Here is a 25942-nt window from a genome sequence, read left to right as displayed (position 1 = left end):
TCGTTTAGTTTTCAAGGATCAATCGTTTTGCTCTTTCGCGTCAACCGCTCTCTCGCGGCGACAAGAGTAAATTTATCATATCTCTAGTGATTCGTCAACTGGAATTATATATCTTTTGCTCGACACATAGAAAGAGCGCAGTCAGCCTGCATCTTGAGGCGCTGCGCTCTTCATCGCGATGTTCAGTTGCTAGCAGCGATCAACTTGCGCGATCATCATCGCGCTGTCGCCGCTGTTCCATCTATTCGGACTTGGTCTCCTCAGGTGCATCCGGCTCTTCCTCATCGCCAGTCACGACGCGAGCGACTGTCGACACCTCTTCGCCGTCCCCATGAAGCGAGATCAGCTTGACGCCTTGCGTGATCCGACTTTGCTCTGAGATCTGCGAGACGGAAGTTCTGATGACGATCCCCGTGTTGGTGATCACCAAAAGATCATCCTCGATGGTGACGATCTTCAGTCCGACCACATGTCCTGTCTTATCGGTGCGGTCGAGCGTCTTGATGCCCTTTCCGCCTCGACCTTGAATGCGATACGACTTCATCGGCGAACGCTTGCCGTACCCGTTGCTGGTCACGACCAACACGTACGCCGCTTTGTTGACAACGTCCATGTCGATGACCACGTCTTTGGCTGACAGGTCGATCCCTTTTACGCCAGCTGCCGTGCGTCCCATGAACCGGACATCCCGCTCCGCAAAGCGGACAGACATCCCCTCGCGCGTCCCGATGATGATCTCTTGGTTGCCATCTGTCAGCTTCACGCCGATCAGCTCATCCTCATCGCGCAGCGTCAGCGCGATCAGACCCGCTTTTCGGATGTTGCTAAACTGCGAGAGAGACGTCTTCTTGACGACCCCTTTGCGGGTCGCCATAAACAGGAACGGACCGCGCACAGACGCTTCTTCTTCCTCATCCATCCCGACCATCTCATCGTTCATTTCCTCAACCACATCTTCGGCTGGGTCGTTCTGGTCGAGCGGAATGACAGCCGAGACGCTCTCGCCCTGCTCGATGTTCAGCAGGTTGATGATCGGCGTCCCTTTCGCCGCGCGGCCAAACTCGGGCACTTCATAGCCCTTCAGGCGATAGACGCGACCGCGGTTGGTAAAGAACAGCACATCGTTGTGCGACGAGGTGGTGAAGAGATGTTCAACAAAGTCCTCTTCTTTCATCCCGGTCGCGGTGACGCCCCGCCCGCCGCGGCGCTGACTGCGATAGGTCGAGACGGGCAGACGCTTGATATAGCCTTGATGGGTGATCGTGATCACCACATCCTCGACCGGAATCAGGTCTGCATCGTCGATCTCGCCTTCCGCCGATGTGATCACGGTGCGGCGCTCATCGCTATACGCCTCGCGAACTTCGATGATCTCTTCCTTGATCACCGCCATCAGCAAGGATTCATCCGCAAGGATCGCTTCATACTCGGCGATCTGCTTCATGATCTCCTGGTACTCGTTTTCAATCTTCTGGCGCTCAAGCCCAGTCAGACGCTGCAGACGCATGTCGAGGATCGCCTGCGCCTGCTCTTCAGAAAACTTATACTCCTCCATCAAGCGGGTGCGAGCGATGTCTGTCGTCCGCGAGCTGCGCAGCAGCGCGATGATCGCATCGATATGGTCGAGCGCGGTGCGCAAACCTTCGAGGATGTGCACGCGAGCGCGCGCCTTTTTCAGCTCGTACTGCGTCCGGCGGGTGATGACATCCTTCTGGTGCTCGATGTAGTGGTAGACCACCTCGCGCAAGTTGAGCACTTTCGGCTCCCCGTGCACCAGCGCCAGCATGTTCACCCCAAATGTGGTCTGAAGCTGCGTGTGCTTGTACAGGTTGTTCAGCACGACCTGCGGCTTGACGTCGCGGCGCAGTTCGATCACCATCCGCATCCCTTTGCGGTCAGATTCATCGCGCAGATCGGTGATGCCGTCGATCTTTTTGTCGCGCACGAGCTCGGCGATTTTTTCGATCAGCCGCGCCTTGTTGACCTGGTAGGGCAGTTCGGTGACGATGATGCGCGTCTTGCCGTTGTTCGCCTCTTCAAAATCGCACTTGGCGCGCATGATGACCGACCCGCGGCCCGTCTCATAGGCAGAACGGATGCCGGAGCGGCCCAAGATCAGGCCGGCCGTCGGGAAGTCAGGGCCCGGAATGACGTTCATCAGGTCGGATACGGTCACATCGGGGTTGTCGATCATCAACAGCACGCCGTCGATCACTTCGCGCAGGTTGTGCGGCGGGATGTTGGTCGCCATCCCGACCGCGATCCCAGCCGAGCCGTTGACCAGCAGGTTGGGAAAGCGGGCAGGCAGCACTTGCGGCTCTTTTTCGTTGCCGTCATAGTTCGGGCCAAAGTCGACCGTCTCCTTGTTGATGTCGCGCAACAGCTCCATCGCGATCTTCGACATTCTCGACTCGGTGTAGCGCATCGCTGCTGCCGAGTCACCGTCGACCGATCCGAAGTTGCCGTGCCCATCCACCAACAGATAGCGGGTGTTAAAATCTTGCGCCATCCGCACCAACGCGTCATAGACGGACGCATCGCCATGCGGGTGATACTTCGCCAACACGTCGCCGACGACGCGTGCCGATTTCTTATAGGGCTTATCTGGCGTCATGCCAACTTCATACATCGCGTACAAAATTCGGCGATGCACCGGCTTCAGCCCGTCGCGCACGTCTGGTAGGGCGCGAGAGACGATGACACTCATCGCATAATCGATAAAGGAGTTTCGCAACTCTCTGGTGATGTCTATCGTCTGATTACGATCCAATTCAGCCATAAGGAATCCCCTTAAATTTTGTTCTAGATGTCAAGCTGCGCATAGCGCGCATTCTGCTCGATGTATTCGCGGCGCGGCTCCACCCGGTCGCCCATCAGCTTGTCAAAAAACTCTTCCGCCTTGGCAGCATCCTCGATGCTGACCTGCAAGAGCGTGCGGCTCTCCGGGTCCATCGTCGTCTCCCAGAGCTGCTCAGCGTTCATCTCGCCAAGACCTTTATAGCGCTGGATCGAAATGCCGGTGCGGCCGATCTCGTTCAGCTTCTCTTCCAGTTGGCGGTCGTTGTACACATAGCTGATCTGCTTGCCCTTTTGCACCTTGTACAGCGGCGGCTGTGCGATATAGACGTATCCCGCCTTGATCAGCTCGCGCATGTAGCGATAGAAGAAGGTCAAGAGCAGAATGCGGATATGCGAGCCGTCGACGTCCGCGTCCGTCATGATCACCAGCTTGTGGTAGCGCGCCTTCTCCAAGTTGAAATCGTCGCCGATCCCAGTTCCGAGCGCCGTGATGATCGTGCGGATCTCGTTGTTGGAGAGAATTTTGTCCAGCCGCGCCTTCTCGACGTTGATGATCTTCCCGCGCAGCGGGAGAATCGCTTGGCGGTGGCGGTCACGACCCTGTTTAGCCGATCCGCCCGCCGAATCCCCTTCGACGACAAACAGCTCCGACTCGTGCGGATCGCGGGAAGAGCAGTCGGCCAGCTTGCCAGGCAGGGAGGATACTTCGAGCGCCGACTTGCGGCGGGTCAGCTCCCGCGCCTTGCGAGCCGCCTCGCGGGCGCGATAGGCGAGCAGCGCTTTTTCGATGATCTTCTTCGCCGTCGCCGGGTTCTCATCGAGGAAGGTCATAAACCTGTCGGAGAAGATCGTCTCGACGATCCCGCGCACCTCAGAGTTGCCGAGCTTCGTCTTCGTCTGGCCTTCAAACTGCGGCTCCGATACTTTCACCGACACGATCGCGCAGATCCCTTCCCGCACATCATCGCCGGTCAGGTTGTTCTCATTTTCTTTGATCAGGTTATATTTGCGCGCATATTCGTTGATCACGCGGGTCAAAGCGGACTTAAAGCCCGATTCGTGCGTGCCGCCCTCATGCGTGTTGATATTGTTTGCGAAGGAAAAAATATTGTCTTTCGAGTAGGAATCGTTATATTGCAAAGCGACTTCGGCAACGACGCCATCCTTCTCCCCCGCGGTGAACACGGGCGGGTTGAACAGCACTTCCTTGCCTTTGTTCAGGTATTCGACAAACGAGGAGATCCCCCCCTCGTAGTGGTACACATCTTCACGCTCGTGGCCTTCGCGCTCATCGCGGAGCGTGATGCGCAGCCCGCCGTTCAAAAACGCCAGCTCCCGAAGGCGGCCTTCCAGAATCTCATACTCAAAGACGGTCGTCTCTTGGAAGATTTCCGGATCGGGCTTGAAGATGACAGTCGTGCCTGTGCGCTCCTTCTGCTCCATCTCGCCGATCTCCTTCAGGCCGTAGCGCGGAATGCCGCGATCATACGTCTGACGGAACACTTTGCCTTTTTGCTTGACGGTGACTTCCATCCATTCGGACAGCGCGTTGACGACAGAAGCTCCGACGCCGTGCAGACCGCCCGACACCTTGTAGCCCTCCCCGCCAAACTTACCGCCCGCATGCAAGATCGTATAAACGACTTCGACAGTCGGAATCCCCATCTTCGGATGAATCCCGGTGGGCACACCCCGGCCGTTGTCGCTGACTTTGATGCTGTTATCCGCCTGTATCGTCACTTGCACATGGTCGCAAAAACCGGCAAGCGCTTCGTCAATCCCATTGTCAACGATTTCCCAGACGAGATGATGCAGGCCTCGGGAAGCGGTGGAACCGATATACATCCCCGGACGCTTACGAACCGCTTCTAAACCTTCGAGAACCTGTATCTGATTCTCATCATAAACGGAGGCATTCAATTCCTGAGTCAATGTCGGTACCCTCCATGATTAACTCGTTTTATGTATTGTTTCCGTAAATTCTACCATTTACACAAAAAGTTCACCAGATTAAGTTCTGGCGAACAGTAATGAATACTATTCAAGTTCCGAAACGAAACCTGCCCTCTTCTTCAGCGTGAGGGACGATATCGGCGAATAGTAGACTTTCTTCGTGGTCACCACAAACGATTTGCTTTCGTTTTCGTCGATCGTCACAACAAATCCTTCTTCATCGGCCACATTGAGGAATTCCTTGGTGCTGTCCGAAGAGTACTTCATCTTCAAGTCAAAGATGGCGATGACGTCCTTGCTCTGCACCATGACATCTCCGCCTAAGTGAATAAACATTCCAAAATTCACCTACCCTTCTTTGGCGATTATACCACGTTCCACCCTGTACACGTTAGCTTCCTCGCTCAGAAAGTGCTCCAGCCCAAACGTGGTCGTCGTCGTGACGATCGTCTGGACCTTCTCGCCCATGCTCTTGACCAGATGCAGTTGCCGCTCCTCGTCGAGCTCAGAGAGCACATCGTCGAGCAGCAACACCGGGTATTCCCCAACTTCCGCCTTGATCAGCTCGATCTCCGCCAGCTTCATCGACAGCGAGGCGGTGCGCTGCTGCCCCTGCGAGCCGAACGTCTGCACCTTGCGCTCGTCGATCCGCACTTCCAAGTCGTCGCGGTGCGGCCCGACAGAGGTGGAGCCGCGCAGGATGTCCACCTTCCGCTTTGCGGTGAGCTCCTCGCGGTAGATCTCCTCCATCCTCGTCAGATCGGAGCAGTCGAGCGAGTTTTGGTAATGGAAGGACAGCGCTTCCTTGCCGCCGCTGATCCGCATGTGGATCTCTTTGGCAAACCCCTCCAGCCGCTCCACAAACTCCAAGCGCTTGCGGATCACCTTGCTCCCGTAGACGGCGAGCTGATCATCCCAGATCATCAGCATCTCTTCTCCGACCTTGCGCTGGCCGATCTCCTTGAGCAAGGAATTGCGCTGCAGGAGCACCTTTTGGTACTGGGTGAGGTTGTACAGGTACTGCGGCGAAACCTGACCGATCTCCACGTCAAGAAAACGGCGCCGCTGTTGCGGGCCGCCCTTGATCAACTGCAGATCTTCCGGCGCGAACAGGACGACGTTAAGATGACCGACAAAGTCGCTCATCTTTCGTTTTTCAACGCCGTTGACCGCGCTTTTTTTGCCTTTGGGAAGCAGCGTGAGATCGAGGCGGTAGGCGCGCTCCTGACGCTCGATCACCGCTTGAAGCGTCGCGAAGTCAGCCTCGAATCGGATCATCTCCGCATCTTTGTTCGTGCGGTGACTCTTGCCGACAGACAGGAGCAGCATCGCTTCCACCACATTCGTCTTCCCCTGTGCATTTTGGCCGACCAGGATGTTTACCCTTGGGGAGAGGTCGAACAACTGCAACGAGTCATAGTTGCGAAAATTTCGCAGTTCCAGCCGTTTGATCCACATGCGATCTCAGTCCTGCTCGATGCGGTAGGAGCCGATGCCTGCGATCTCCACCGTATCTCCCGCGCGCAGCTTTTTGCCGCGGCGGTTCTCCGGCTCCCCGTTCACCTTGATGTCATGCTCCTCCAAAAACCACTTCACCATACCGCCCGAATCGATCACCTCAGCAAACTTGAGGAATTGGCTCATGGTGATAAATTCGGTGTTGATCTTGATCTGTTGAATGCTCACGTGGTTCCCCCCTAGTAGATCCGCACCGGCAAAATGAGGTGAAGACAGCTCGGGTTGTCAGGGATCTTCACAAGGAATGGGCTCATCGATCCGGTGAACTCGATCAACAGCTCCTCGCTGTCGATCACCCGCAGCGCATCGAGCATAAATTTCGAGTTGAACGCGATCAGCAGGTCATCGCCGGTGATGCTTACATCCTCGATCGACTCCGATACTTTCCCGACATCTGGAGAGTTGGAGGAAATCTCGATCCCGCCCCCTTTGATGTTTAAGCGGACGAGGTTGTTTTCATGCTCTTTGGCGATCAGCGACGCCCGCTCGACCGCACCTTGCAGCTCTTTCGTCTTGACGGTGAGCCCCGTCTTGAAATTGGACGGGATGATCCGCGAGATGTCCGGGTATTGGCCATCGATCAGACGCGTGTAGAACTGCGTTTTGTCCATCTGCACGAGCACCTGATTGTCGGCGACGACCAGATCGACGAGCGAGGAGTCGTCTGCCAGCAAGCGCGCCAGCTCATTCAAGCTCTTGCCCGGCAGGATGACGTTGTGGATCTCCAGATCTTCTGGCGCTTCGACCACCGATTCGCGGGTGGCCAGACGGTGCGAGTCGGTCGCGATAAACTTCAGCGTCCCCTTTTTCAGCGAGAACATCACGCCGGTCAGCACCGGGCGGATCTCCTCTGTGGAGACGGCGAAAGAGGTCTGGCGAATCATGTCTTTCAAGATGTCAGACTGGATCGAGAACACCTGATTGCCGATCACCTGCGGCAGGCGTGGGAACTCTTCATGATCGAGACCGTGCAGGTTGTACTCCGACTTCCCGCCGCGAATGATCGTCAGGTAGTTCTGTTTGACTTCGATCTCCACTTGCTGCGATGGCAGCTTGCGGACGATATCGCTCAAATAGCGCGCTGACAGCACGATCGCGCCCTCTTCGATAACGTTCACAATCTGATCTTCTTCTATGTGTGTCGGAACGCGCGTTTCGATCCCGATCTCCAGGTCGGTCGCTGTCAGGCTGAGGCCTTCCTTGCTGGCGACGATCTTGATGCCGGTCAAGACGGGGATCGTCGTTTTGCCAGAGACCGCCTTTTGAACATTTTGGATGGCTTGGACAAGGTTTTGGCGCTGAATCAAAATTTTCACGGATGTTTCCCCCTCAGGCTGTCATACGCTCAGAGCACTGAGCATAGTTGTAGGTGGAGTAGTTTATAAGAGATTTTGTAGTAATAACAGTAATAGGGGCACTGAATATGTGGATAAGAGGAAAAACCGCATGCCAGATCAGCTTTTGCAGGTGTGGACAATCTGTGCGCAACGATCATTCACTTATCCACATATCCAAGTGCCCTTTTGGACTGTGTACTTATTCACAGCTTAGTCACAATTGTTATCCCCAACTCTTAATTGTGGCCAAGCTTTTCTTTCAGCGTTTCGATCGTCTGGCGCAGCGAATAATCGACCTGAAGCTCCTTCAAGATCTTCTCGTGCGCATGGATGACCGTCGTGTGGTCGCGACCGCCAAATTCGTCGCCGATCTTCGGCAGAGAAAAATCGGTTAGCTCGCGAGCCAAGTACATGGCGATCTGCCGCGGGTAGGCGATCGCTTTCGTGCGTTTCTTCGCTTTAAAATCATCGAGCTTCATGTCAAAGTGCTCGCCGACGACGCGCTGGATGTCGGCGATGGTGACCTGCTTCGGCTTGTTCGACGGAATGATATCCTTCAGCGCCTCCATCGCAAGCTCTGCCGACAGGTCGCGGTTGATCAGCGAAGAATAGGCGACCACGCGGATCAGGGCGCCCTCCAGCTCGCGAATGTTCGTGTCGATCTTGTTGGCGATGTGCGTGATCACTTCGCTTGGAATGTCGAGCGCCTCCGCCTTGGCCTTCTTGCGAAGGATCGCAATCCTCGTCTCGTAGTCGGGCGGTTGGACGTCGGTGATCAAACCCCATTCGAAGCGCGAGCGCAAGCGGTCCTCAAGCGTCGGGATCTCCTTGGGTGGACGGTCGGAGGAGATGATGATCTGCTTGTTCTCTTCGTGCAGAGAATTAAACGTATGGAAAAATTCCTCCTGGGTCTGTTCTTTTCCGGCGAGGAATTGAATATCGTCAATTAGGAGCACGTCCACATTGCGGTATTTGTTGCGGAAATCGACCGTCTTGTTGTCGCGAATGGCGTTGATGAACTCGTTGGTGAACTTTTCGGAAGAGATGTAGACCACTTTGGCCTGCGGGTTGTGATCGAGCACATAGTGGCCGATCGCGTGCATCAAGTGCGTTTTGCCAAGCCCTACGCCCCCATAGATGAAGAGGGGATTGTAAGCTTTGGCTGGAGCTTCGGCGACCGCGAGGGAAGCTGCGTGCGCAAAGCGGTTGCCCGCCCCGATGACGAACGTGTCGAACAGATACTTCGGGTTGAGCGCCGAAGGGACGAACTCGGGAAACTCTTCTCCTTGAGGCTCGGGCGTGTTTGGCGGCGCAGCTTTTGGTGAATTTTCATAGAGGGATTCATCAAAAACTTGCGGGATGACAAACTTGACCGTCACTTCTTGCCTCGTGATGGCGGTGAGAGTTTCCTTGATGATGGCCGAGTAACGAGATTCCAGCCAGTCGCGGGAAAATTCGTTCGGCACGGAGACAATCAGCATATTGTTCTCATAGGAGACGGGCTGCGTCGATTTGAACCAGGTCTCAAAGCTCGGCTTGGAAAGCCGCGTCTCCAAGGTGGCCGTCGTCTTCTGCCACAGGTCTAAAGCTTGCCGATCCATGAAGTCAGGAACCTCCCCAAAAAAAATACAAAAAGAAAAATCCACAGTCGCTTGCGATTACCAACAAGTATTGTGGATAATAAATGAGGCGTACAGTGTCGATTTGTTCCGTAGTTTGTTGGATGATGCACATTGTTGTCCCCATGATTGGGGACAAAGCATCCACATCTGAGGATAATAATCCACAGAGTTATCCACACCTGTTAGTAAGTGTGTGGATTCCAAAATGTTATCCACGGACAAGCTCCTCCATCATATCAGAAATGAAACCCTGATGACAACGGACTTTTTCAAACTTATCCACATCGAGAACAGTACGCAATCAGATTCATTCACAGCGATGTGGATTGTGGATAATGCTGTTGAAGAGCTGTCGAAAAGTATTTTTCGCGTCGAAAAAGTTTTCCACAGGCTTTGACCAACCATTTCCTTTGCTCGCTTTCGGAACGTACCTTGCAATCATCTGCGAACTCCGCTATAATTACGAGGTAAATTGTCTACTGAAGGCTTTCTTTCATTCAGATAGAAAGTTCGATAGGGAGGTGTAGATCGATGAAACGTACTTTCCAACCGAACGTACGCAAGCGCAAGAAAGTTCATGGTTTCCGTGCACGCATGGCGACTAAGAATGGCCGTCGCGTTCTGGCTGCACGTCGTCGCAAAGGAAGAAAGGTTCTGTCCGCATAAGGCCACGTCTCGTGGCCTTTTTACATAAAAGGCGGTTAAACGGCACCCTTGCTTCCGTATACTAGGAGATGGAATGGGGGCCAGGTTCATGCTACAAAAAGAGCACCGATTGACAGATAAGCGAGACTTTCAGCGCGTCTTTCATCATGGACAATCTTTCGCCAACCGCTATCTCGTCATCTATTATTTAAAAAATCGGAACTGCGACACGTTCCGCGTCGGTTTCTCCGTCAGCAAGAAGGTCGGCAAGGCGGTGATGAGAAACCGCGTGAAGCGGCTGCTGCGAGAGGCGTTTCGCGCGAACCGCGAACAGATCGTCGAAAGTTACGATCTGGTCGTGATCGCCCGCCCATCTGCGTCAGACCTCAATTTCGAGAAGATGCTGCAAAACGTGCAACACCTGTTGCGCAACATCGATCGACCGGAGGGTCAGAACCGCAAGCCCGGCCCGCCGAACCGGCGAGTCGTGGACAAGCAAGGCGAGCGGAAGAAAGGTGTTCAATAAGATGAAACGAGCGCTTTTGCTGCTCTTTCGCTTCTATCAGAAATTCATCTCTCCACTGAAACCGCCTACATGTCGGTTTTACCCGACTTGCTCCCAATACGGCCTACAGGCTGTCCAAACTCACGGAGCCGTTCGCGGCCTGCTCCTCACCTGTAAACGAATCATCAAATGCGGTCCTTGGCATCCCGGGGGTTTTGACCCGGTGCCTGAGCCTTACATAGATCACGATTGCTCTCATTAAGGAGGGGAACTCAGCTTGTTGCAACGATTGAAAATTCCTGTCACCCTGGTGCTGCTCGCCGTTCTGATGACCGGTTGTGGCACAACTGCTGACGGCACGCTCGACCGAAGCGGCTTTTGGGGTAAATTTGTCGGTCTGGTTTCGGACGGACTCGACTACTTCTACGAGTTGACCACAGACTACGGAATCGCGATTCTGATCGTGACGTTGATCGTCCGCCTGATCACGCTTCCGCTGATGATCAAACAGATCCGCTATACAAAGGTCATGCAGCAGCTCTCGCCCGAACTGACCAAGATTCGCGAGAAGTACAAGAACGACAAGCAGATGATCAACCAAGAGACGATGAAGCTGTTCCAACAGTACAATGCCAACCCGCTGGCCGGCTGCTTCCCGATCCTCGTTCAGATGCCGATCCTCTTGGCGCTGTATCAGGCGATCAACACCAACCACGCGCTGAAAGAGCATGAGTTCTTGGGCATTCTGTTGCTTTCGAGCACACAGTCGATCGAGAACATCATCCTCGCGGTGCTCGCAGCTGGCACCACCTACATCCAATCGAAGATGTCGATGGTCAACAACGATGCGAACACGAAGATGATGCTGATGATCATGCCGTTGATGATCGGTTTCTTCACTTGGCAATTCCCAGCGGCGCTCGGCCTGTACTGGATTTTCTCCAACGTGCTGACGATCGTCCAGACTTACTTCACCAAAGGCATTAAAGCACCGAACGCTCCAGAAGCGACCGCTGGGGGCAAGAAGAAATGAAAAAAGTGATCACAACGGGTAAAACGGTTGATCTAGCAACCGAGCTGGCTCTAAAAAAGTTAGGCGTCTCCCGTGATCGCGTAAACGTAATCGTTTTGAAACAGCCGCGCCGAGGGTTTTTAGGACTCTTCGGCGTTCGCGATGCAGAGGTGGAAGTGGAAACGCTGCCGCTCGATCCGATCGAAGAGACGAAAAAGTTTCTCAGCGAAGTTCTGCAGACGATGGGTGTGCAGGATGTCACCATCGCGGTGGAGCAGGAGAGCGACACGCAGTACATGATTCAAATGTCCGGAGAGTCGATCGGCATCGTGATCGGCCGCCGTGGGACGACGCTCGATGCGCTGCAATACCTGGTCAACCTGGTCGCCAACAAGCACAGCGAGCGCTTTTTACGGATCGTGCTCGACGCTCAGGATTACCGCTTGCGCCGAAAAGAGACGCTGGAGCGCTTGGCAGATCGCTTGGCGAACAAAGCGCTGTTGCAAAAGCGCGAGATCTTGCTTGAGCCGATGTCGCCCACTGAGCGCAAGATCATTCATACCTTTTTGCAAAACCGCCCCGACGTGGTCACCTTTTCGCACGGCGAAGAACCCTATCGCAAAGTGGTGATCTCGCCAAAAGAGCGAAGCGGCGAAAAGTCACGCGACAGAGGTGGGCGGCGTACTCCTTCCAAACATCGATCTTAACGCTATCAAAACGAATCGAGAAGCGCCTTGTGGATAAACCATGAGGCGCTTTTTTTATGTTTTCTATCCACATGTGGATAGTTTTTGAGCTTTTGGTGAGCTATGATAGAATGGTTATGCACATGGTTTTGAACGGGCAAGCTAAACGGAAAGTGGATAGGTTGGGAGAGAACTGCATGAACCATTTTGATACGGTTGCGGCGATTGCGACCGCGCTGGGAGAAGGCAGCATTGCGATCATTCGCGTCTCTGGCAGCGAAGCAATCCCGATTGTGGATAAAATCTACCGCGGCAGACAGCGATTGACCGCTGTGGATAGCCATACTTTTAACTACGGGCATATTGTCGACCCGGAAACTGGCGAGGCTGTGGATGAAGTTTTTTGTGCGGTGTTGCATGCGCCGCGCACCTATACGGGCGAACATGTGGTGGAGATTCAAGGGCATGGTGGCATCGTCGCCGTTCAGCGGGTATTGCGGCTGGTGTTGAACCACGGCGCGCGTTTGGCTGAGCCGGGCGAGTTTACCAAGCGAGCTTTTTTAAGCGGTCGGATCGACCTGTCGCAGGCGGAGGCGGTGATCGATGTCATCCGCTCGAAGACAGACATGGCGATGAAGCTCGCGATGAGCCAGGTGGAAGGTCAGCTTTCCGGAAAGATCAGGTCGCTGCGCCAGAAGATGGTCGAGATGATGGCCCATATCGAGGTGACGATCGACTATCCGGAGCACGATGTGGAGGATGTGACCACACAGCATGTGATCGCCGAGGGTCGTCAGGTGGCGGCGGAGATCGACAGGCTGTTGGCTGGCGCTACGACGGGCAAAATTTTGCGCGAAGGGCTGAAGACGGTGATCATCGGCAAGCCGAACGTCGGCAAATCTTCGCTGCTCAACGCGCTCTCCAGAAGCAATCGGGCGATCGTCACCGACATTCCGGGCACCACCCGGGACATCTTGGAGGAGATGATCTCCCTGCGCGGCATTCCGCTGAACATCATCGACACGGCGGGCATTCGCGAGACGGAAGATGTGGTCGAAAAAATCGGTGTCGAGCGCTCGCGGTCGGCGATGAATCAGGCTGATCTGGTGCTCTTCATGGTCGACGCTTCCCGTCCGCTGGAAGCGGTGGATCAGGAGTTGCTCGCTGCGGTGAGGCACTATCCGACGATCCTGATTCAAAACAAATTGGATCTGCCCCGCCGCGTTGAGCTCCAAGAGCTGCGTCAGCTGGCCGAGGGCATGCAGATCGTGGAAACGTCTGTCGCCACAGGAGAAGGGCTCGAACAGCTGGAAGCGGCTGTTGAAGAGCTGTTTCTGTCCGGTGGGATCGAAGGGAAAGAGGGCACGTACGTATCGAACGCGCGCCATGTGGCGCTGCTGGAAAAGGGCAGGCGGGAGATGCTGGAGGCGATCCAGTCGGCAGAGCTGGGCATGACGCTCGACCTGGTGGCTGTCGATGTGAAAAACTGCTGGATGTCGCTCGGCGAAGTGATCGGCGAAGCGGTCGGCGACGACTTGCTCGATCAGATATTCTCGCAATTCTGCTTGGGGAAATAGGAGGGAACATCATGAGGTATCATGCTGGAGACTATCAGGTGATCGTCATCGGCGCAGGCCATGCAGGCTGTGAGGCGGCGCTCGCCGCTGCACGCCTCGGCTGCAAAACGCTGCTCTTGACGATCTCGTTGGATACGGTCGCCTACATGCCGTGCAATCCGTCTGTCGGGGGACCGGCAAAGGGGAACGTGGTGCGGGAGATCGACGCGCTGGGCGGAGAGATGGGCCGCAACACCGACCTGACCTATCTGCAGATGCGCTTGCTCAACACGGGCAAGGGGCCGGCCGTTCACGCGCTGCGCGCGCAGGCTGACAAGTTCTATTACGCACAGAAGATGAAAGAGACGGTCGAAGCGACGAACAACTTGACCTTGCGCCAAGGCATGGTCGATGAGCTGCTGTCAGAAGATGGCCGGATCACAGGGGTGGTCACCCACACGGGGGCGACCTATAAGGCGCCCGCTGTGGTGGTGACCACCGGCACCTACCTGCGCGGAAAGATCATCATGGGGGAAGTGCAATACCAAGGCGGGCCGAGCGGACAACTGCCCTCCTTGAAACTGACCGATTCGCTGCTCGACCACGGCTTCCAACTGGCCCGGTTTAAAACGGGGACGCCACCGCGCGTGCATCGCGATTCGATCGATTTTTCCCAATGTGAGATTCAGCCGGGCGATGAGGAGTTCTATCACTTTCAGTTTTCTGATCAGGTCGAACCGCGCCAGCAGCTGCCCTGCTGGTTGACCTATACGAATGAGCACACGCATGCGGTGATTCAGGAAAACCTGCATCGATCGCCGATGTTCTCCGGCGTGATCGAGGGAACGGGGCCGCGCTATTGCCCGTCGATCGAAGATAAGATCGTCCGCTTTGCCGAGCGTCCCTCCCACCAGATCTTCTTGGAGCCGGAGGGGCGCGATACGGCCGAGTATTATGTGCAAGGGCTCTCCACCTCCTTGCCCGAAGAGGTGCAGCTGCGGATGCTGCGCACGATCAAAGGCATGGAGCGGGCGGAGATGATGCGTCCAGGCTATGCGATCGAGTATGATGCGATCGTCCCGACACAACTGCAGCTGAGCCTGATGACCAAAGAGGTGCAAGGCCTGTTCACCGCAGGCCAGATCAACGGCACGTCCGGCTATGAGGAAGCGGCTGGGCAAGGGCTGATCGCAGGGATCAACGCGGCACAGTTCGCGCGCGACCGCGATCCGCTGATCCTCGATCGATCCGATGCATACATCGCCGTGATGATCGACGATCTGGTGACGAAGGGGACGAACGAGCCGTACCGCCTGTTGACCTCCCGCGCCGAATATCGCCTGATTCTGCGCAACGACAACGCCGACCTGCGCTTGATGGAGATCGGGCACAAGATCGGCTTGCTGTCTGACGAGCGGTTTGCTCGCTTCTTGAAGAAAAAAGAGGCGATCGAGCGGGAAAAAGGTCGGATGCGCACCACTCGCCTGAAAGCGGAGGAGATCAACCCGAAGTTGAGCGAGCTCGGCTCGGCACCGATCGCCGATGCCGCCTCTTTGGAACAGCTTTTGCGACGTCCTGAAGTGTCCTATGGGGTGCTGTCGGCGCTCAAGCCATCGCCAGAGGACTTGCACCCGGAAGTGAAGGAGCAAATCGAGATTCAGACCAAGTATGCGGGCTATATCGAAAAGTCGTATCAACAGATCGAAAAACAGAAGAAGCTGGAGCAAAAGCTGATTCCAGAAGATCTCGACTACGGTGTGATCAAAGGGCTCTCCTCCGAATCGCGCGAGAAGATGAGCAGGATTCGCCCGCGTTCGATCGGGCAAGCGTCGCGGATTTCTGGCGTCAATCCGGCAGACATCTCGATCCTGATGGTCTATTTAGAAACGCACGGGAAGAGGAGTGTCGCCAATGCGTGAGGTGCAGCAGCTTTTTGTTCGCGAAGTGGAACAGATGGGGTTTTCCCTGGCGGAGCAACAGCTTGCCCAGTATGAAACCTACTTCAAATGGCTGGTCGAGTGGAATGAGAAGATGAACTTGACGGCGATCACAGACGAGCAAGGCGTCTATGTGAAGCATTTTTATGACTCGATGACCTTGCTATCTGTGAAAAGCTTTCAACAGAGCGGAACGCTGCTCGATGTGGGAGCGGGGGCAGGCTTCCCCTCTTTGCCAGTGCTGATCGCAGCTCCTGCGCTGCAGGTGACGGTGCTCGATTCGCTGAACAAGCGGATCGGGTTCTTAAACCAGCTTGCGGAAGCGCTGTCTGTAAACAATTTCCAAGCTGTGCATGGGCGCGCGGAAGATTTCGCCCAGCCGGGCAAGTGGCGCGAGCAATTTGATCAAGTGACAGCGAGGGCGGTCGCTCGCTTGAACGTGCTGCTGGAGCTCTGCCTGCCCTATGTGAAGGTAGGAGGGCACTTTTTTGCGATGAAGGGGCCAGATGCGGACAACGAGGTGGCAGAGGCGAAAAAGGCGCTGGAAGTATTGGGCGGGCGCGTGGTCGAAGTGGTGACGACGACGCTTCCCGTGGAAGGCGGTCAGCGCAACATCATCGTGGTGGAAAAGATCAAGAAGACGCCGAAGCAATATCCGCGCAAAGCGGGCACTCCGTCCAAAAGTCCGCTCTAACGTCAGCTTTTGTAAAATCGTAGGAAGATTTGCGGTTTGCGGGCGAAAAGCAGGAAATTTCTACAGGTTTGACGAAGTAGGTTTTTGAAAATCTTCATGGAAGTTCACATGTAACCAACTAGCAGTGCGATGTATTAGGAGTAGGTGGGTGAATTCGTTGGTGAAAGAGCAATTGTCACGTATTTTCGGTCTGGGTGATCGGGAAGCGATGACTGCGGTGCCCGGTCGAGATGCTGCTCAAGAAGAGGTGCAGCAGGTTCCGATTGACCAGATCGTTTCCAGCCCCTATCAGCCGAGAACGATTTTTGACGATGAACGCATCGATGAGTTAGCGCAGACAATCCGCACCCACGGGATGATTCAACCGATCGTCGTTCGAAAAGTCGGCGATCGATATGAGCTGATCGCAGGGGAGCGCCGATGGCGTGCTTGTACGAAGCTCGGCTTCGATACCATTCCGACGATCGTCCGCGAATTGAACGATTCGCAAGCGGCTTCTGTCGCGTTGATCGAGAACTTGCAGCGCGAAGGGCTGACTGCGATCGAAGAAGCGGTTGCATATCAACAGTTGTTGGAGTTGCATGGCCTGACCCAAGAAAGCTTGGCCCAACGGCTTGGCAAAGGGCAATCGACCATTGCCAACAAGCTTCGTTTGCTGAACCTCCCACAGGAAGTGCAAGAGGCGCTGATGGGGAGGAAGGTTTCGGAGCGGCATGCGCGAGCCTTGCTTGCGCTTGGGCAAGAGGAGCTGCAACTAAAAGTTCTGCAAGAGATCATCGAAAAAGAGTTGAACGTCAAGCAGACGGAGATTCGTGTCAAGAGTTTGCTCGAAGCGCAAGTGCCAGCGAAGAAACCGCGGAAGATCTCCTTTTCGCGCGATGTTCGCCTTGCGGTCAACACGATTCGTCAGTCGCTCGACATGATCGTCCAGAGCGGGATCACCTGCGAAAAAGAAGAAGAGGATCACGAAGAATACTATCAATTTATCATTCGTGTTCCGAAATCGAAATCGTAAGCATTCATGACCAATTCCTCGTTATATCGAAAAATTATTCTAGCAGGCGATAAGCCTGCTTTTTGCATGCTACCCTTTTTCCTCTTTATCTTGTAAAATGAAGGGTGCGTCTTAATGTTTTGAAAGAAGGTGATGCTCATGGCGAGAGTCATCGCAGTGGCGAATCAAAAGGGTGGCGTGGGCAAAACCACGACATCGGTGAACCTTGGTGCATGTCTGGCCAGCCTTGGCAAGCGCGTGCTCTTGATCGATATCGACCCGCAGGGGAACACTACCTCTGGGGTAGGGATTAATAAAGCGGACGTGCGCTACGATATTTACGATGTGTTGATTAACGAAGTGAACGCGAGCGAAGCGGTCACCGATACAGCAGTACCCAACTTAAAAATTCTTCCGGCGACGATCCAACTGGCCGGGGCGGAGATTGAGCTGGTGCCGACCATGTCGCGGGAAGTGCGGTTGCGTCAAGCGCTGCTGCCGCTCAAGTCGCAATATGATTACATGTTGATCGACTGCCCCCCTTCGCTGGGATTGTTGACGGTCAATGCGCTGACCGCGTCCGATTCTGTTTTGATCCCGATCCAGTGTGAATATTATGCGCTGGAGGGGTTGAGCCAGCTTTTGAACACGATTCGCATGGTTCAAAAGCATCTGAACACCGCTTTGGAAATCGAAGGCGTTTTGTTGACGATGCTCGATGCGCGGACCAACCTTGGCCTGCAAGTGATCGAAGAGGTCAAGAAATATTTCCGCGAAAAGGTGTACAGCACTGTCATCCCCCGCAATGTGCGGTTGGGCGAGGCGCCATCACACGGCCAGTCGATCATCCAGTATGACCCGCGCTCACGAGGTGCAGAAGTGTATCTGGAACTCGCAAAGGAAGTGGTCGGAGCATGAACAAACGTTCAGGTGGTCTCGGACGGGGATTAGAAGCGATCTTCAATTCCAATCCCAAAGGGGAAGAATCGGTTTCCACCGCTCTGGTGGCAGACCTGCGTCCCAATCCGTATCAGCCGCGGCGTGTTTTTGACGACGAGAAGATCGAGGAGCTGTCCAGCTCGATCCGCGAGCATGGCATCATTCAACCGTTGATCGTCCGCGCGTCTGTCCGCGGTTACGAAGTTGTGGCGGGGGAACGCCGTTTGCGGGCAGCCAAGCTGGCCGGTCTGGACGAAGTGCCGGTGGTTGTCCGCGACTTTACCGATCGGCAGATGAACGAGATCGCGCTGATCGAGAACTTGCAACGTGAAGATCTCAACCCGATCGAAGTAGCAGAAGCCTATCAGAGCCTGATGGAAAAGTTCGACCTGAAGCAGGATGTACTGGCGAAAAAGGTCGGACAATCCCGTTCCCATGTGGCCAACATGTTGCGCCTGTTGAATCTGCCGAGCGAGATTCGGGAACATGTTTCACGTGGAACATTGTCGATGGGCCATGCGCGAGCGCTGCTCGGGCTGACCGATAAGAAGCAGCAAATCGCATTGGCAGAAAAGGCGATCGATGAGGAGCTGTCGGTCCGTCAGGTGGAGCATCTGGTCAATCGTTTGCAAACGATGGCACAGCGCGAAACCAAAAAGGTGGCAAAACCGAATCCGATCTTGAAGCAGTATGAAGAAGAGTTCCGTACCCGTTTGGGCACAGGCGTGAAGATTGTGCAGGGGAAGAAGCGGGGCAAGATTGAGATCGATTACTTCTCGACAGAAGACTTGGAACGCATCTTGAGCTTGTTGCAAGATTCTTAATCGGCACTTAGATAGCGGAACCTTCCGATACGGATCATCTGATGATCTGTCATAAGGAGGTGTTCCGCTTTCCGTGTTTTGCAGGGCTGTTGTGCAAAAGCTTCGATTCGATTTCGATTGGAAGGGGGTTAGGTCGAGATGATCTATTTGGATAATGCGGCAAGTTCCTGGCCCAAGCCGACCGAAGTGCTGGCGAAGATGGAAGAATGTTTGCGAGAGTATGCGGCCAATCCGGGACGAGGAAGTCATCAGCTTTCGATGAAAGCATCGCGAGTTATTTTTGAGGCACGGCGCAAAGTGGCAGGTTTGTTTGGCGTGAAGAACCCAGACAACATCATTTTTACACAAAATGCGACAGAAGCTTTAAACATGGGGATCTTAGGCTACCTAAAACAAGGGGATCATGCGATTACGACGATGATCGAACACAATTCGGTGCGTCGTCCGCTCGAATATGTTCGACGTGAGCGTGGAGTTGAACTTACCTATGTGCAAGGGGATGGGAGCGGGCTCATCTCTCCAGAATCGATCCGCGAGGCGATCCAAGAAAACACGAAGCTGATCGTTGTCACACATGGATCGAATCTCACCGGTACGCTCGTGCCGATCGCCGAGATCGGAGCGATCGCCAAGGAGCACAACATCGTCCTGCTGGTCGATGTGTGTCAGACGGCTGGCGTATACTCGATCGATGTTGAAGAGATGAACATCGGGATGCTCGCCTTTACCGGTCATAAGAGCCTTTACGGCCCGCAGGGGACAGGTGGCCTGTATCTCCATCCTGAGATCGATCTTGACCCGTTTATGCACGGGGGAACGGGCGGCTATTCGGAGCTGTTGGAGATGCCGAGCACGCGTCCAGATCGCTATGAAGCGGGCACCCGCAATACGGTCGGGATCGCTGGGCTGTTGGCAGGTATTTCTTTTATCGAAAGCATCGGCTTGGAAAAGATACGGGAGCATGAGGAGCGCTTAGCCTTTCTGCTGCAGAAGGGGCTCGAAGCGATTCCTGGTGTAACCGTATATGGGCCAGCATTGGGAGAACCACGAGTGCCGATCATCTCCTTCACCGTCGAAGGGTTCGAATCGCATGAGATCGGCTTTATTTTGGACCGCAATTATCAGATCTGTGTGCGTTCCGGCCTGCATTGTGCCCCCGTAGCTCATGAGACGATCGGAACGGTGGAACAGGGGGCTGTCAGAGCCTCTCTCGGCTGGTTTAACACGGAGCAAGAGGTCGAGGCGCTGATTCAGGCGGTCGCCGAGATCGCGGGTTGATCGGCGTCGGACGGGACGGGATAGAGGGAACAAAGCGTTACAAAGCGGTACAAAGCGGTACAAAGCGGAACAAAGCGATACAAAGCGATACAAAGCGATACAAAGCGATACAAAGCGATACAAAGCGATACAAAGCGATACAAAGCGATACAAAGCGATACAAAGCGATACAAAGCGATACAAAGCGATACAAAGCGATACAAAGCGGAACGAAGCGGAACGAAGCGGAACGAAGCGGAACGAAGCGGAACGAAGCGGAACGAAGCGGAACGAAGCGGAACGAAGCGGAACGAAGCGGAACGAAGCGGAACAAAGCGGAACAAAGCGGAACAAAGCGGAACGAAGCGGAACGAAGCGGAACGAAGCGGAACGAAGCGGAACGAAGCGGAACGAAGCGATGGGGAAACAGTTCCGTGTCTTTGGTGGACGCAGGCTTCTCCCATATGCATGGCTTTATTTGGCGGCCATGTATTGGCTATTGCAGGGCACCGTAAAAGTATCGGCAAAGCTCTCGTGTAGGCAGGAAAAGCTATGCTAAAATAGCAGTAATGCCCATATTTTGCTAATGTTGCGGTTGTTGAGGTTGACGAGGAGGGACTAAAGGGTATGGAGCCGAAAGAGTGGTTGATTGCGAACATCGACGCGGTGATGGCGTTGGTATTCGGACTTCTAATCCTACTGCTACTTGTATTTATCATTCAGTCGATTCGGCTGCGTAAGGTGCAGAAGCGGTATCGCGAGTTGATGAAGGGCACGCAGGGAGCTAACTTGGAAGAGATGCTATTCCAATATGCGCAAGATGTGCATGCGATGGAGGAAACGGTTCATCAAGTGCGAGCGACCCAGAACAAGCAGGCACAGGACTTGCAGATTTCGTGTGGGCCGGTTGGCATTGTTCGATACAACGCTTTTCCGGGCGCTGGTAGCGATCTGAGCTTTAGTATCGCTGTGCTCAACCGAGACGGGGACGGAGTGGTGTTCTCGTCGATCTTTGGTCGTGAGGAATCTCGTTCCTATGCAAAGCCGATCGTCGCGGGTGCATCGACCTATCCTCTGAGTGATGAAGAGATGGAAGCGATACAGATCGCACTAGATAAGATGAAATAGAATGGCTCCAGCTCCGCTTAGGCGGAGCTTTTTTTCTCTCGATTCTCTGCGCACATGGGGAGAGGCGCAATTACTCATTTCGAAAAAAGAATCAAATGTGGCGACTATCGTATAGCTGCTTAACTCAAACTGTAAAGAGCAGCAGAAGTATGCCGTGGTTTTTGCTCATACATATACCTGATCTGGCATTACCCAACGTAGGGAACACAGGGGGTGTTAGAGAAAATGGTGGCTCAACAGAACCAAAGCCAAAGCCAAAGCCCAAAGCCAAAGCCAAAGCCAAAGCCAAAGCCAAAGCCAAAGCCAAAGCCAAAGCCAAAGCCAAAGCCAAAGCCAAAGCCAAAGCCAAAGCCAAAGCCAAAGCCAAAGCCAAAGCCAAAGCCAAAGCCAAAGCCAAAGACCTCCCCGCGAGCAGATGCCGAGAATTCGATCCAATTACAAAGAAAAAGGAGGGAGTCGGATGGGACAATCTATCCATATCGTTTCAGCCGAGGTTGTCGTCATGACGGATGATCGCAAAGTTCTCCTGATCAAAGATCCGAACAGAGGCTGGGAACTACCAGGTGGGAAAGTTGAAGCGGGTGAAACGTTGCGACATGCTGCGGTGCGTGAAGTGCGAGAAGAGAGTGGGATTGAAGCTGAACTAACAAAATATTGTGGTGTCCACCAGATCGTCAGTCGGAATATCTGCAATCATATCTTCCTCGGCAAACCGATCGGTGGTACCTTGACAACAAGCGAAGAGAGCGTCGAAGTCGGCTATTTCACGATTGAAGAAGCGTTGGAAATGATCGCAATGGAGCATATCAAACATCGGCTTGCGCATTGCCTTGATGAGCAGAAACACCCTTTTCTACTTGAGTCCTGATTGAATTTAGGTTGATCGAAACCTGACGCTGATCCCCGATTGCAAGGCGAGAAACCTGACCGGAGAGAATGGGGGAGGGTTGGTGGATCGAGTGCAACTTGTAGTATAATGGGGAAAGATTGGATGGATCGGAAGGGGAGCTCGGCATGTTAGGGAAGTTGATCGATCTATTGATGGTGCTGTCCGCATTGGGAGCTTTAACGTTTGTCGTGTTGGCATTTCGCAATCGCACCAATCTCCGCTTTATGAGATTGCGCGAGCTGTTTACCGGATTGTTTTTTATCTTCTGGGGATTAGGGGATATTGTCAGTCGTGATTCGGCCGCATTTGGGATGGCATTTATCAGCCTTGGAGCGATTTGGATGTTTTTGTTTTTGCGGACAAAGTATTTAAAATAGAACTTGATGGCAGCAATGTTTCACGTGAAACATGTAGAAAAACATCCTGGCAGAGAAGCCAGGATGTTTTTGATTCTAAACGCTATTGAGCAGAGTTTTGAATACGCTGTGCCACTTCTTCTGGGCGCATGCCGTGTGCGTTGATGACAGGCGCTTGACAGGCCGCTTCGGACATCCCCATCACATTTTGGTCGGTCCCAGAGATGACAACAGCCGAAAGCTCTTGCCCTGCCAGATTTTCTGCGTCCAAATCGCAACAATCATATCCCTCTTGGCTCAGATAGTCACGCACGTTGTCCAGATTGGGCTCTACAGCCACTCGCTTGTTGTTCATTTAGAAAACCTCCTCTCAGAACACTTTGATCGAAACAATCAAAGTTAGTATGAGGGAAGTGGGGAACTGCTATACACCGAGTCAGCGATTTAAACCGAACAGATTGTTCAGCCTGTTGACCAGCGGGTGCTTGCTAGGCTGCTGACTTTGCAGAGCTGCCAAATCGGCAAGAGGTCGTGCGGGAAATTGGCAGAGCGTCTCGGTCAGCGCATCGGCGATACAATCGGCCATTTTCATCACGACCGACAGACGCGTGTTTTGTAATACGAAATATTCCATAAACCCCCCGACATTGACAATGCCGGTGATGTGGATATGGCCGACCTCAGGCAGCACTTTATTCACGCCCGCTCCCGGCTTTAAAGGGCCCTGCGCAAGCGTGACCATGCCGACAGAGGATAGTTGTCCCAAGCAAGCATCAACTGCAATTACATACGGGTTGCGGTACTTCATTTCAATCTCTTGTATGGTATCTTTAAGGTTGACAGCATGAACGGGAGCATCGAGCGTTCCGTATACGGCAGCACGCTCAGTTGCCAAACGTCCACTCAACTTGGAGCCGACAAGCGGGCCAAGTGCATCTCCTGTTGAGCGATCTGTGCCAATGCAGACGATCACCACATGGCGCTCGCCACTTTGCTGATGTACGGCATTGATGAGCCGTTCCGCAAGGGATTTTGCTGCTTCTGCGCTTGTATGGTCAACTTTGTAGGGAGTTTCCGCAATTCGAGAGACATTTTGTTTGAACATCTGGCTCTCCTCCGCAGTTCATAGGTTTTACTAGTATATGCGATTGGTAGCAGCTTTATACCGTGCTGCGAAACGCATGTCCTATGCGCTCCTCCGAGGACATACCCTGAGAAGAGAACGATGGATAAGGGAGCGGAGGAGAAGCGGATGGTTGATTTGCTGTTGTTGGTCGTGATCGTGTGGTGCGCCTATTTCGGCTGGAAGCGCGGTTTTTTACGCACCTGTATCGACGCGTTAGCTTTGGTCATGCCGCTTGTGGTGATCACGCTGTCGATCCCCTATTTAAAAAAAGTGTTGTTCGATGAAGGCTGGAGTTTCGGGCTGGCCAAGTGGATGGCAGGACATCTGGTGAAAACATCTCCCTATTCGAACGGTTTTTTAGAATTGGAATCGACACAAGCGGTGTTACAGGGTTTCAACACGCACGCACCGGCAGTTGTTGAGCGTTTTTTCGAACTTTTTTTGCTCGGGTTGATGAGTGGGGCGGTCTTTGTCGGAATGCAAATGATCTTGCGCGTCTATGAGACACTATGGAGAGATGCGCATGGGATGTGGCGTTCACCCGTATTCGGCAGTGTGATGGGGCTAGGCATCGGGCTTACGCTCTCCACCTATCTGGTCAGCCTGTTCGGTTTGATCTGTTGGCTACAAGGCATGCAGTGGCTCGATGAAGGTCTGATGGAGTCACTCTTTGTTCACGCCTTGTATCGGTTTATTTTTTGGTAGAGGAGATGGAGGAAGTGGCCTTCGAATATTGGCTGGTAGCGTTCGACTCCACGCATCATGCGCTGCGAGCAGAAGCGGAGTTGGAAGGTGCAGGTTTGGATATCGACATTCGTCCGACCCCGAAGTCGGTGACAGCCGGATGTGCGCTTTCGATCGATTTTTTCCCGCAAGACTTTCAGCGCGTACAAGAGGTACTGACCGAGAAAGAAATTGTGATTCGAGGATACTTTAAGCCGCTCGATGATCGATATGAGTCAATCTGATCTCCTATCCCAAACGCACCGCGATTTGAGCAAGGATCAGGAAGACAACAAGGGATTTCACGCAGGAGGATAAGATGGACAAGATCAAATTAGCGATTACCGAGTTGCTCGATAAGCTGGGGACTTCCGACTTTTGGATCGGATTGGGATGGATTGTGTTCAAGATCGTCCTGATTCTGGTCGCAGCAAAAGTCCTGATGAATTTTGGACGGATCATGATTGAGCGAGTGCTGTCCCACCGGACGATGCGCATGGACGAACGGCGTGGAAAGACGATCATCGCACTGCTGATAAACATTTTGCGGTACGTGGTATACTTCTTAGCTGTGCTGACCGTTTTGTCCAACATCGGGGTGAATGTGACGACGCTGGTGGCAGGTGCAGGCGTGGCCGGTCTGGCGATCGGGTTTGGCGCCCAGAGCTTGGTGAAAGATGTGATCACAGGCTTCTTTATCATCTTTGAAGACCAGTTTGGCGTCGGTGATAATGTGATGGTCAACACCAATTTGCAAATCCGCGGGAATGTGGAAGAGGTGGGCCTCAGAATCACAAAAGTGCGCGCCTACACGGGCGAGATCCACATCATCCCCAATTCGCAGATCATGCAGGTAACCAACTACTCGAAGACGAATTCTTTGGCAGTTGTCGATATATCGGTCGCTTTTGAAGAAGATTTACAGCGTGTGTATGAAGTGCTCAAAGCGGTTGGCGTTCAGGTACAGCTGGAGAATGAAAATGTTGTCGGTGAGCCGCAGGTGCTCGGCGTGCAGACGTTCGGTCCATCGAATGCGGTGGTGCGGATGACGCTCGACTGCAAGCCGATGGAGCATTATGGTGTCGGTCGCATCTTGCGGCACGAGATCATGAAAGCATTTATCAAAGAAGGCATTGAGATTCCTTATCCAAAGCAAGTTGCATTGTTTCCAGGACAAGCAGAAGTGGATGAGAAGAAAGCGGCAGCAGGAAACTGATCGGTTGAGGAGAGAGGCGCGATGGAGGCGAAACAGTTTGAGCTGGGGGATGTTGTACAGATGAAGAAAGGCCATCCCTGTGGTGCAAATGAGTGGGAAGTGATTCGCATGGGCATGGACATACGCATGAAATGTGTCAATTGTGGGCGATCTGTCATGATTCCCCGGCGCGACTTTGAACGGAATCTGCGCAAAGTGTTGCGGAGGAAAGGGAGCGACTCCTAAG

At 53.8% G+C, this 25942-nt stretch carries 29 protein-coding genes; 19 read left to right on the top strand and 10 right to left on the bottom strand.

Annotated elements, in window-relative coordinates; translation table 11 throughout:
• Positions 1-241: 241 nt before the first annotated feature.
• The 7 genes from gyrA to dnaA all read right to left on the bottom strand — a co-directional run bounded on the left by gyrA (position 242) and on the right by dnaA (position 9208).
• Positions 242-2779, bottom strand: coding sequence for a DNA gyrase subunit A (gene gyrA, locus ACFSOY_RS11620; protein WP_386046752.1), 2538 nt, complete (start codon positions 2777-2779; stop codon positions 242-244).
• A 23-nt stretch (positions 2780-2802) separates the two neighbouring features.
• Positions 2803-4731: a DNA topoisomerase (ATP-hydrolyzing) subunit B gene (gyrB, locus tag ACFSOY_RS11615; RefSeq protein ID WP_386046751.1), complete on the bottom strand. Its 1929-nt coding sequence runs from the start codon at positions 4729-4731 to the stop codon at positions 2803-2805.
• Between the two features lie 105 nt (positions 4732-4836).
• Positions 4837-5088, bottom strand: a complete 252-nt coding sequence (remB, locus tag ACFSOY_RS11610; RefSeq protein WP_386046832.1) for an extracellular matrix regulator RemB — start codon at positions 5086-5088, stop codon at positions 4837-4839.
• A gap of 12 nt (positions 5089-5100) precedes the next feature.
• Positions 5101-6210, bottom strand: a complete 1110-nt coding sequence (gene recF / locus ACFSOY_RS11605) for a DNA replication/repair protein RecF (RefSeq protein WP_386046749.1) — start codon at positions 6208-6210, stop codon at positions 5101-5103.
• A 6-nt stretch (positions 6211-6216) separates the two neighbouring features.
• Positions 6217-6438 (bottom strand): S4 domain-containing protein YaaA, encoded by a 222-nt coding sequence (gene yaaA, locus ACFSOY_RS11600; RefSeq protein WP_386046747.1) that lies wholly within the window; start codon positions 6436-6438, stop codon positions 6217-6219.
• Positions 6439-6449: 11 nt separating this feature from the next.
• Positions 6450-7586 (bottom strand): DNA polymerase III subunit beta, encoded by a 1137-nt coding sequence (gene dnaN, locus ACFSOY_RS11595; protein ID WP_386046745.1) that lies wholly within the window; start codon positions 7584-7586, stop codon positions 6450-6452.
• A gap of 257 nt (positions 7587-7843) precedes the next feature.
• Entirely contained in the window at positions 7844-9208 is a 1365-nt protein-coding gene (gene dnaA / locus ACFSOY_RS11590) for a chromosomal replication initiator protein DnaA (RefSeq protein ID WP_386046743.1), read from the bottom strand.
• A 552-nt stretch (positions 9209-9760) separates the two neighbouring features.
• Here dnaA and rpmH point away from each other — a divergent pair.
• From rpmH to ACFSOY_RS11525, 13 genes are all read left to right on the top strand, one after another.
• Positions 9761-9895, top strand: a complete 135-nt coding sequence (gene rpmH / locus ACFSOY_RS11585) for a 50S ribosomal protein L34 (protein WP_386046742.1) — start codon at positions 9761-9763, stop codon at positions 9893-9895.
• A gap of 88 nt (positions 9896-9983) precedes the next feature.
• A complete protein-coding gene (gene rnpA, locus ACFSOY_RS11580) occupies positions 9984-10400 on the top strand; it encodes a ribonuclease P protein component (RefSeq protein ID WP_386046740.1) in 417 nt (138 codons plus the stop codon).
• A gap of 1 nt (position 10401) precedes the next feature.
• A complete protein-coding gene (gene yidD / locus ACFSOY_RS11575) occupies positions 10402-10641 on the top strand; it encodes a membrane protein insertion efficiency factor YidD (protein ID WP_386046738.1) in 240 nt (79 codons plus the stop codon).
• A gap of 15 nt (positions 10642-10656) precedes the next feature.
• Positions 10657-11412 (top strand): YidC/Oxa1 family membrane protein insertase, encoded by a 756-nt coding sequence (locus ACFSOY_RS11570; RefSeq protein WP_386046737.1) that lies wholly within the window; start codon positions 10657-10659, stop codon positions 11410-11412.
• Positions 11409-12098, top strand: coding sequence for an RNA-binding cell elongation regulator Jag/EloR (gene jag / locus ACFSOY_RS11565; protein ID WP_386046735.1), 690 nt, complete (start codon positions 11409-11411; stop codon positions 12096-12098). Before ACFSOY_RS11570 ends, jag begins: the two co-directional genes overlap by 4 nt.
• A 176-nt stretch (positions 12099-12274) precedes the next feature.
• A complete protein-coding gene (gene mnmE, locus ACFSOY_RS11560) occupies positions 12275-13654 on the top strand; it encodes a tRNA uridine-5-carboxymethylaminomethyl(34) synthesis GTPase MnmE (RefSeq protein ID WP_386046733.1) in 1380 nt (459 codons plus the stop codon).
• Between the two features lie 11 nt (positions 13655-13665).
• Complete coding sequence (mnmG, locus tag ACFSOY_RS11555) at positions 13666-15552, top strand: tRNA uridine-5-carboxymethylaminomethyl(34) synthesis enzyme MnmG (RefSeq protein ID WP_386046731.1); 1887 nt, start codon at positions 13666-13668, stop codon at positions 15550-15552.
• Complete coding sequence (gene rsmG, locus ACFSOY_RS11550; protein WP_386046729.1) at positions 15545-16264, top strand: 16S rRNA (guanine(527)-N(7))-methyltransferase RsmG; 720 nt, start codon at positions 15545-15547, stop codon at positions 16262-16264. The genes mnmG and rsmG overlap by 8 nt, the downstream gene beginning before the upstream one ends.
• 160 nt (positions 16265-16424) lie before the next feature.
• Positions 16425-17279, top strand: a complete 855-nt coding sequence (noc, locus tag ACFSOY_RS11545) for a nucleoid occlusion protein (protein WP_386046830.1) — start codon at positions 16425-16427, stop codon at positions 17277-17279.
• Between the two features lie 138 nt (positions 17280-17417).
• On the top strand, positions 17418-18176 hold the full coding sequence (locus tag ACFSOY_RS11540) for a ParA family protein (RefSeq protein WP_386046727.1): 759 nt from the start codon (positions 17418-17420) through the stop codon (positions 18174-18176).
• Positions 18173-19021 (top strand): ParB/RepB/Spo0J family partition protein, encoded by an 849-nt coding sequence (locus tag ACFSOY_RS11535; protein ID WP_386046725.1) that lies wholly within the window; start codon positions 18173-18175, stop codon positions 19019-19021. The genes ACFSOY_RS11540 and ACFSOY_RS11535 overlap by 4 nt, the downstream gene beginning before the upstream one ends.
• A gap of 138 nt (positions 19022-19159) precedes the next feature.
• On the top strand, positions 19160-20299 hold the full coding sequence (locus tag ACFSOY_RS11530; RefSeq protein ID WP_386046723.1) for an aminotransferase class V-fold PLP-dependent enzyme: 1140 nt from the start codon (positions 19160-19162) through the stop codon (positions 20297-20299).
• 606 nt (positions 20300-20905) lie between these two features.
• Positions 20906-21406 carry a DUF4446 family protein gene (locus ACFSOY_RS11525; protein ID WP_386046721.1) on the top strand — a complete coding sequence of 167 codons (501 nt, stop codon included), beginning with the start codon at positions 20906-20908 and terminating at the stop codon, positions 21404-21406.
• A 124-nt stretch (positions 21407-21530) separates the two neighbouring features.
• On the opposite strand, the gene ACFSOY_RS11520 is transcribed toward ACFSOY_RS11525, so the two are convergent.
• On the bottom strand, positions 21531-21797 hold the full coding sequence (locus tag ACFSOY_RS11520; RefSeq protein ID WP_386046719.1) for a hypothetical protein: 267 nt from the start codon (positions 21795-21797) through the stop codon (positions 21531-21533).
• A 69-nt stretch (positions 21798-21866) separates the two neighbouring features.
• On the opposite strand from ACFSOY_RS11520, the gene ACFSOY_RS11515 reads away from it, so the two are divergent.
• A complete protein-coding gene (locus tag ACFSOY_RS11515; RefSeq protein ID WP_386046717.1) occupies positions 21867-22274 on the top strand; it encodes an NUDIX hydrolase in 408 nt (135 codons plus the stop codon).
• Between the two features lie 146 nt (positions 22275-22420).
• Positions 22421-22672 carry a hypothetical protein gene (locus tag ACFSOY_RS11510; RefSeq protein ID WP_386046715.1) on the top strand — a complete coding sequence of 84 codons (252 nt, stop codon included), beginning with the start codon at positions 22421-22423 and terminating at the stop codon, positions 22670-22672.
• 82 nt (positions 22673-22754) lie between these two features.
• Here ACFSOY_RS11510 and ACFSOY_RS11505 read toward each other — a convergent pair whose 3' ends face one another.
• Both ACFSOY_RS11505 and yyaC read right to left on the bottom strand, forming a co-directional pair.
• Positions 22755-23006 carry a YkuS family protein gene (locus ACFSOY_RS11505; RefSeq protein WP_386046713.1) on the bottom strand — a complete coding sequence of 84 codons (252 nt, stop codon included), beginning with the start codon at positions 23004-23006 and terminating at the stop codon, positions 22755-22757.
• 81 nt (positions 23007-23087) lie between these two features.
• The gene (gene yyaC, locus ACFSOY_RS11500; protein WP_386046711.1) at positions 23088-23756 is read right to left on the bottom strand and encodes a spore protease YyaC; all 669 of its coding nucleotides are present in this window, start codon (positions 23754-23756) and stop codon (positions 23088-23090) included.
• Between the two features lie 147 nt (positions 23757-23903).
• Between yyaC and ACFSOY_RS11495 the strand changes: the two genes are divergently transcribed.
• From ACFSOY_RS11495 to ACFSOY_RS11480, 4 genes are all read left to right on the top strand, one after another.
• Complete coding sequence (locus tag ACFSOY_RS11495; RefSeq protein ID WP_386046709.1) at positions 23904-24482, top strand: hypothetical protein; 579 nt, start codon at positions 23904-23906, stop codon at positions 24480-24482.
• A gap of 5 nt (positions 24483-24487) precedes the next feature.
• Positions 24488-24745, top strand: coding sequence for a putative Se/S carrier protein (locus ACFSOY_RS11490; RefSeq protein ID WP_386046707.1), 258 nt, complete (start codon positions 24488-24490; stop codon positions 24743-24745).
• Between the two features lie 74 nt (positions 24746-24819).
• Positions 24820-25716, top strand: a complete 897-nt coding sequence (locus tag ACFSOY_RS11485; protein ID WP_386046705.1) for a mechanosensitive ion channel family protein — start codon at positions 24820-24822, stop codon at positions 25714-25716.
• A 21-nt stretch (positions 25717-25737) separates the two neighbouring features.
• Positions 25738-25941, top strand: a complete 204-nt coding sequence (locus ACFSOY_RS11480; protein WP_386046703.1) for a DUF951 domain-containing protein — start codon at positions 25738-25740, stop codon at positions 25939-25941.
• Position 25942: the final 1 nt, after the last annotated feature.

It is taken from the genome of Tumebacillus lipolyticus (genome assembly GCF_042682745.1).
Taxonomy (GTDB): domain Bacteria; phylum Bacillota; class Bacilli; order Tumebacillales; family Tumebacillaceae; genus Tumebacillus_A; species Tumebacillus_A lipolyticus.
Note: the sequence above shows the minus strand (reverse complement) of the source record. Positions and strands in the feature narration are given on the sequence as shown.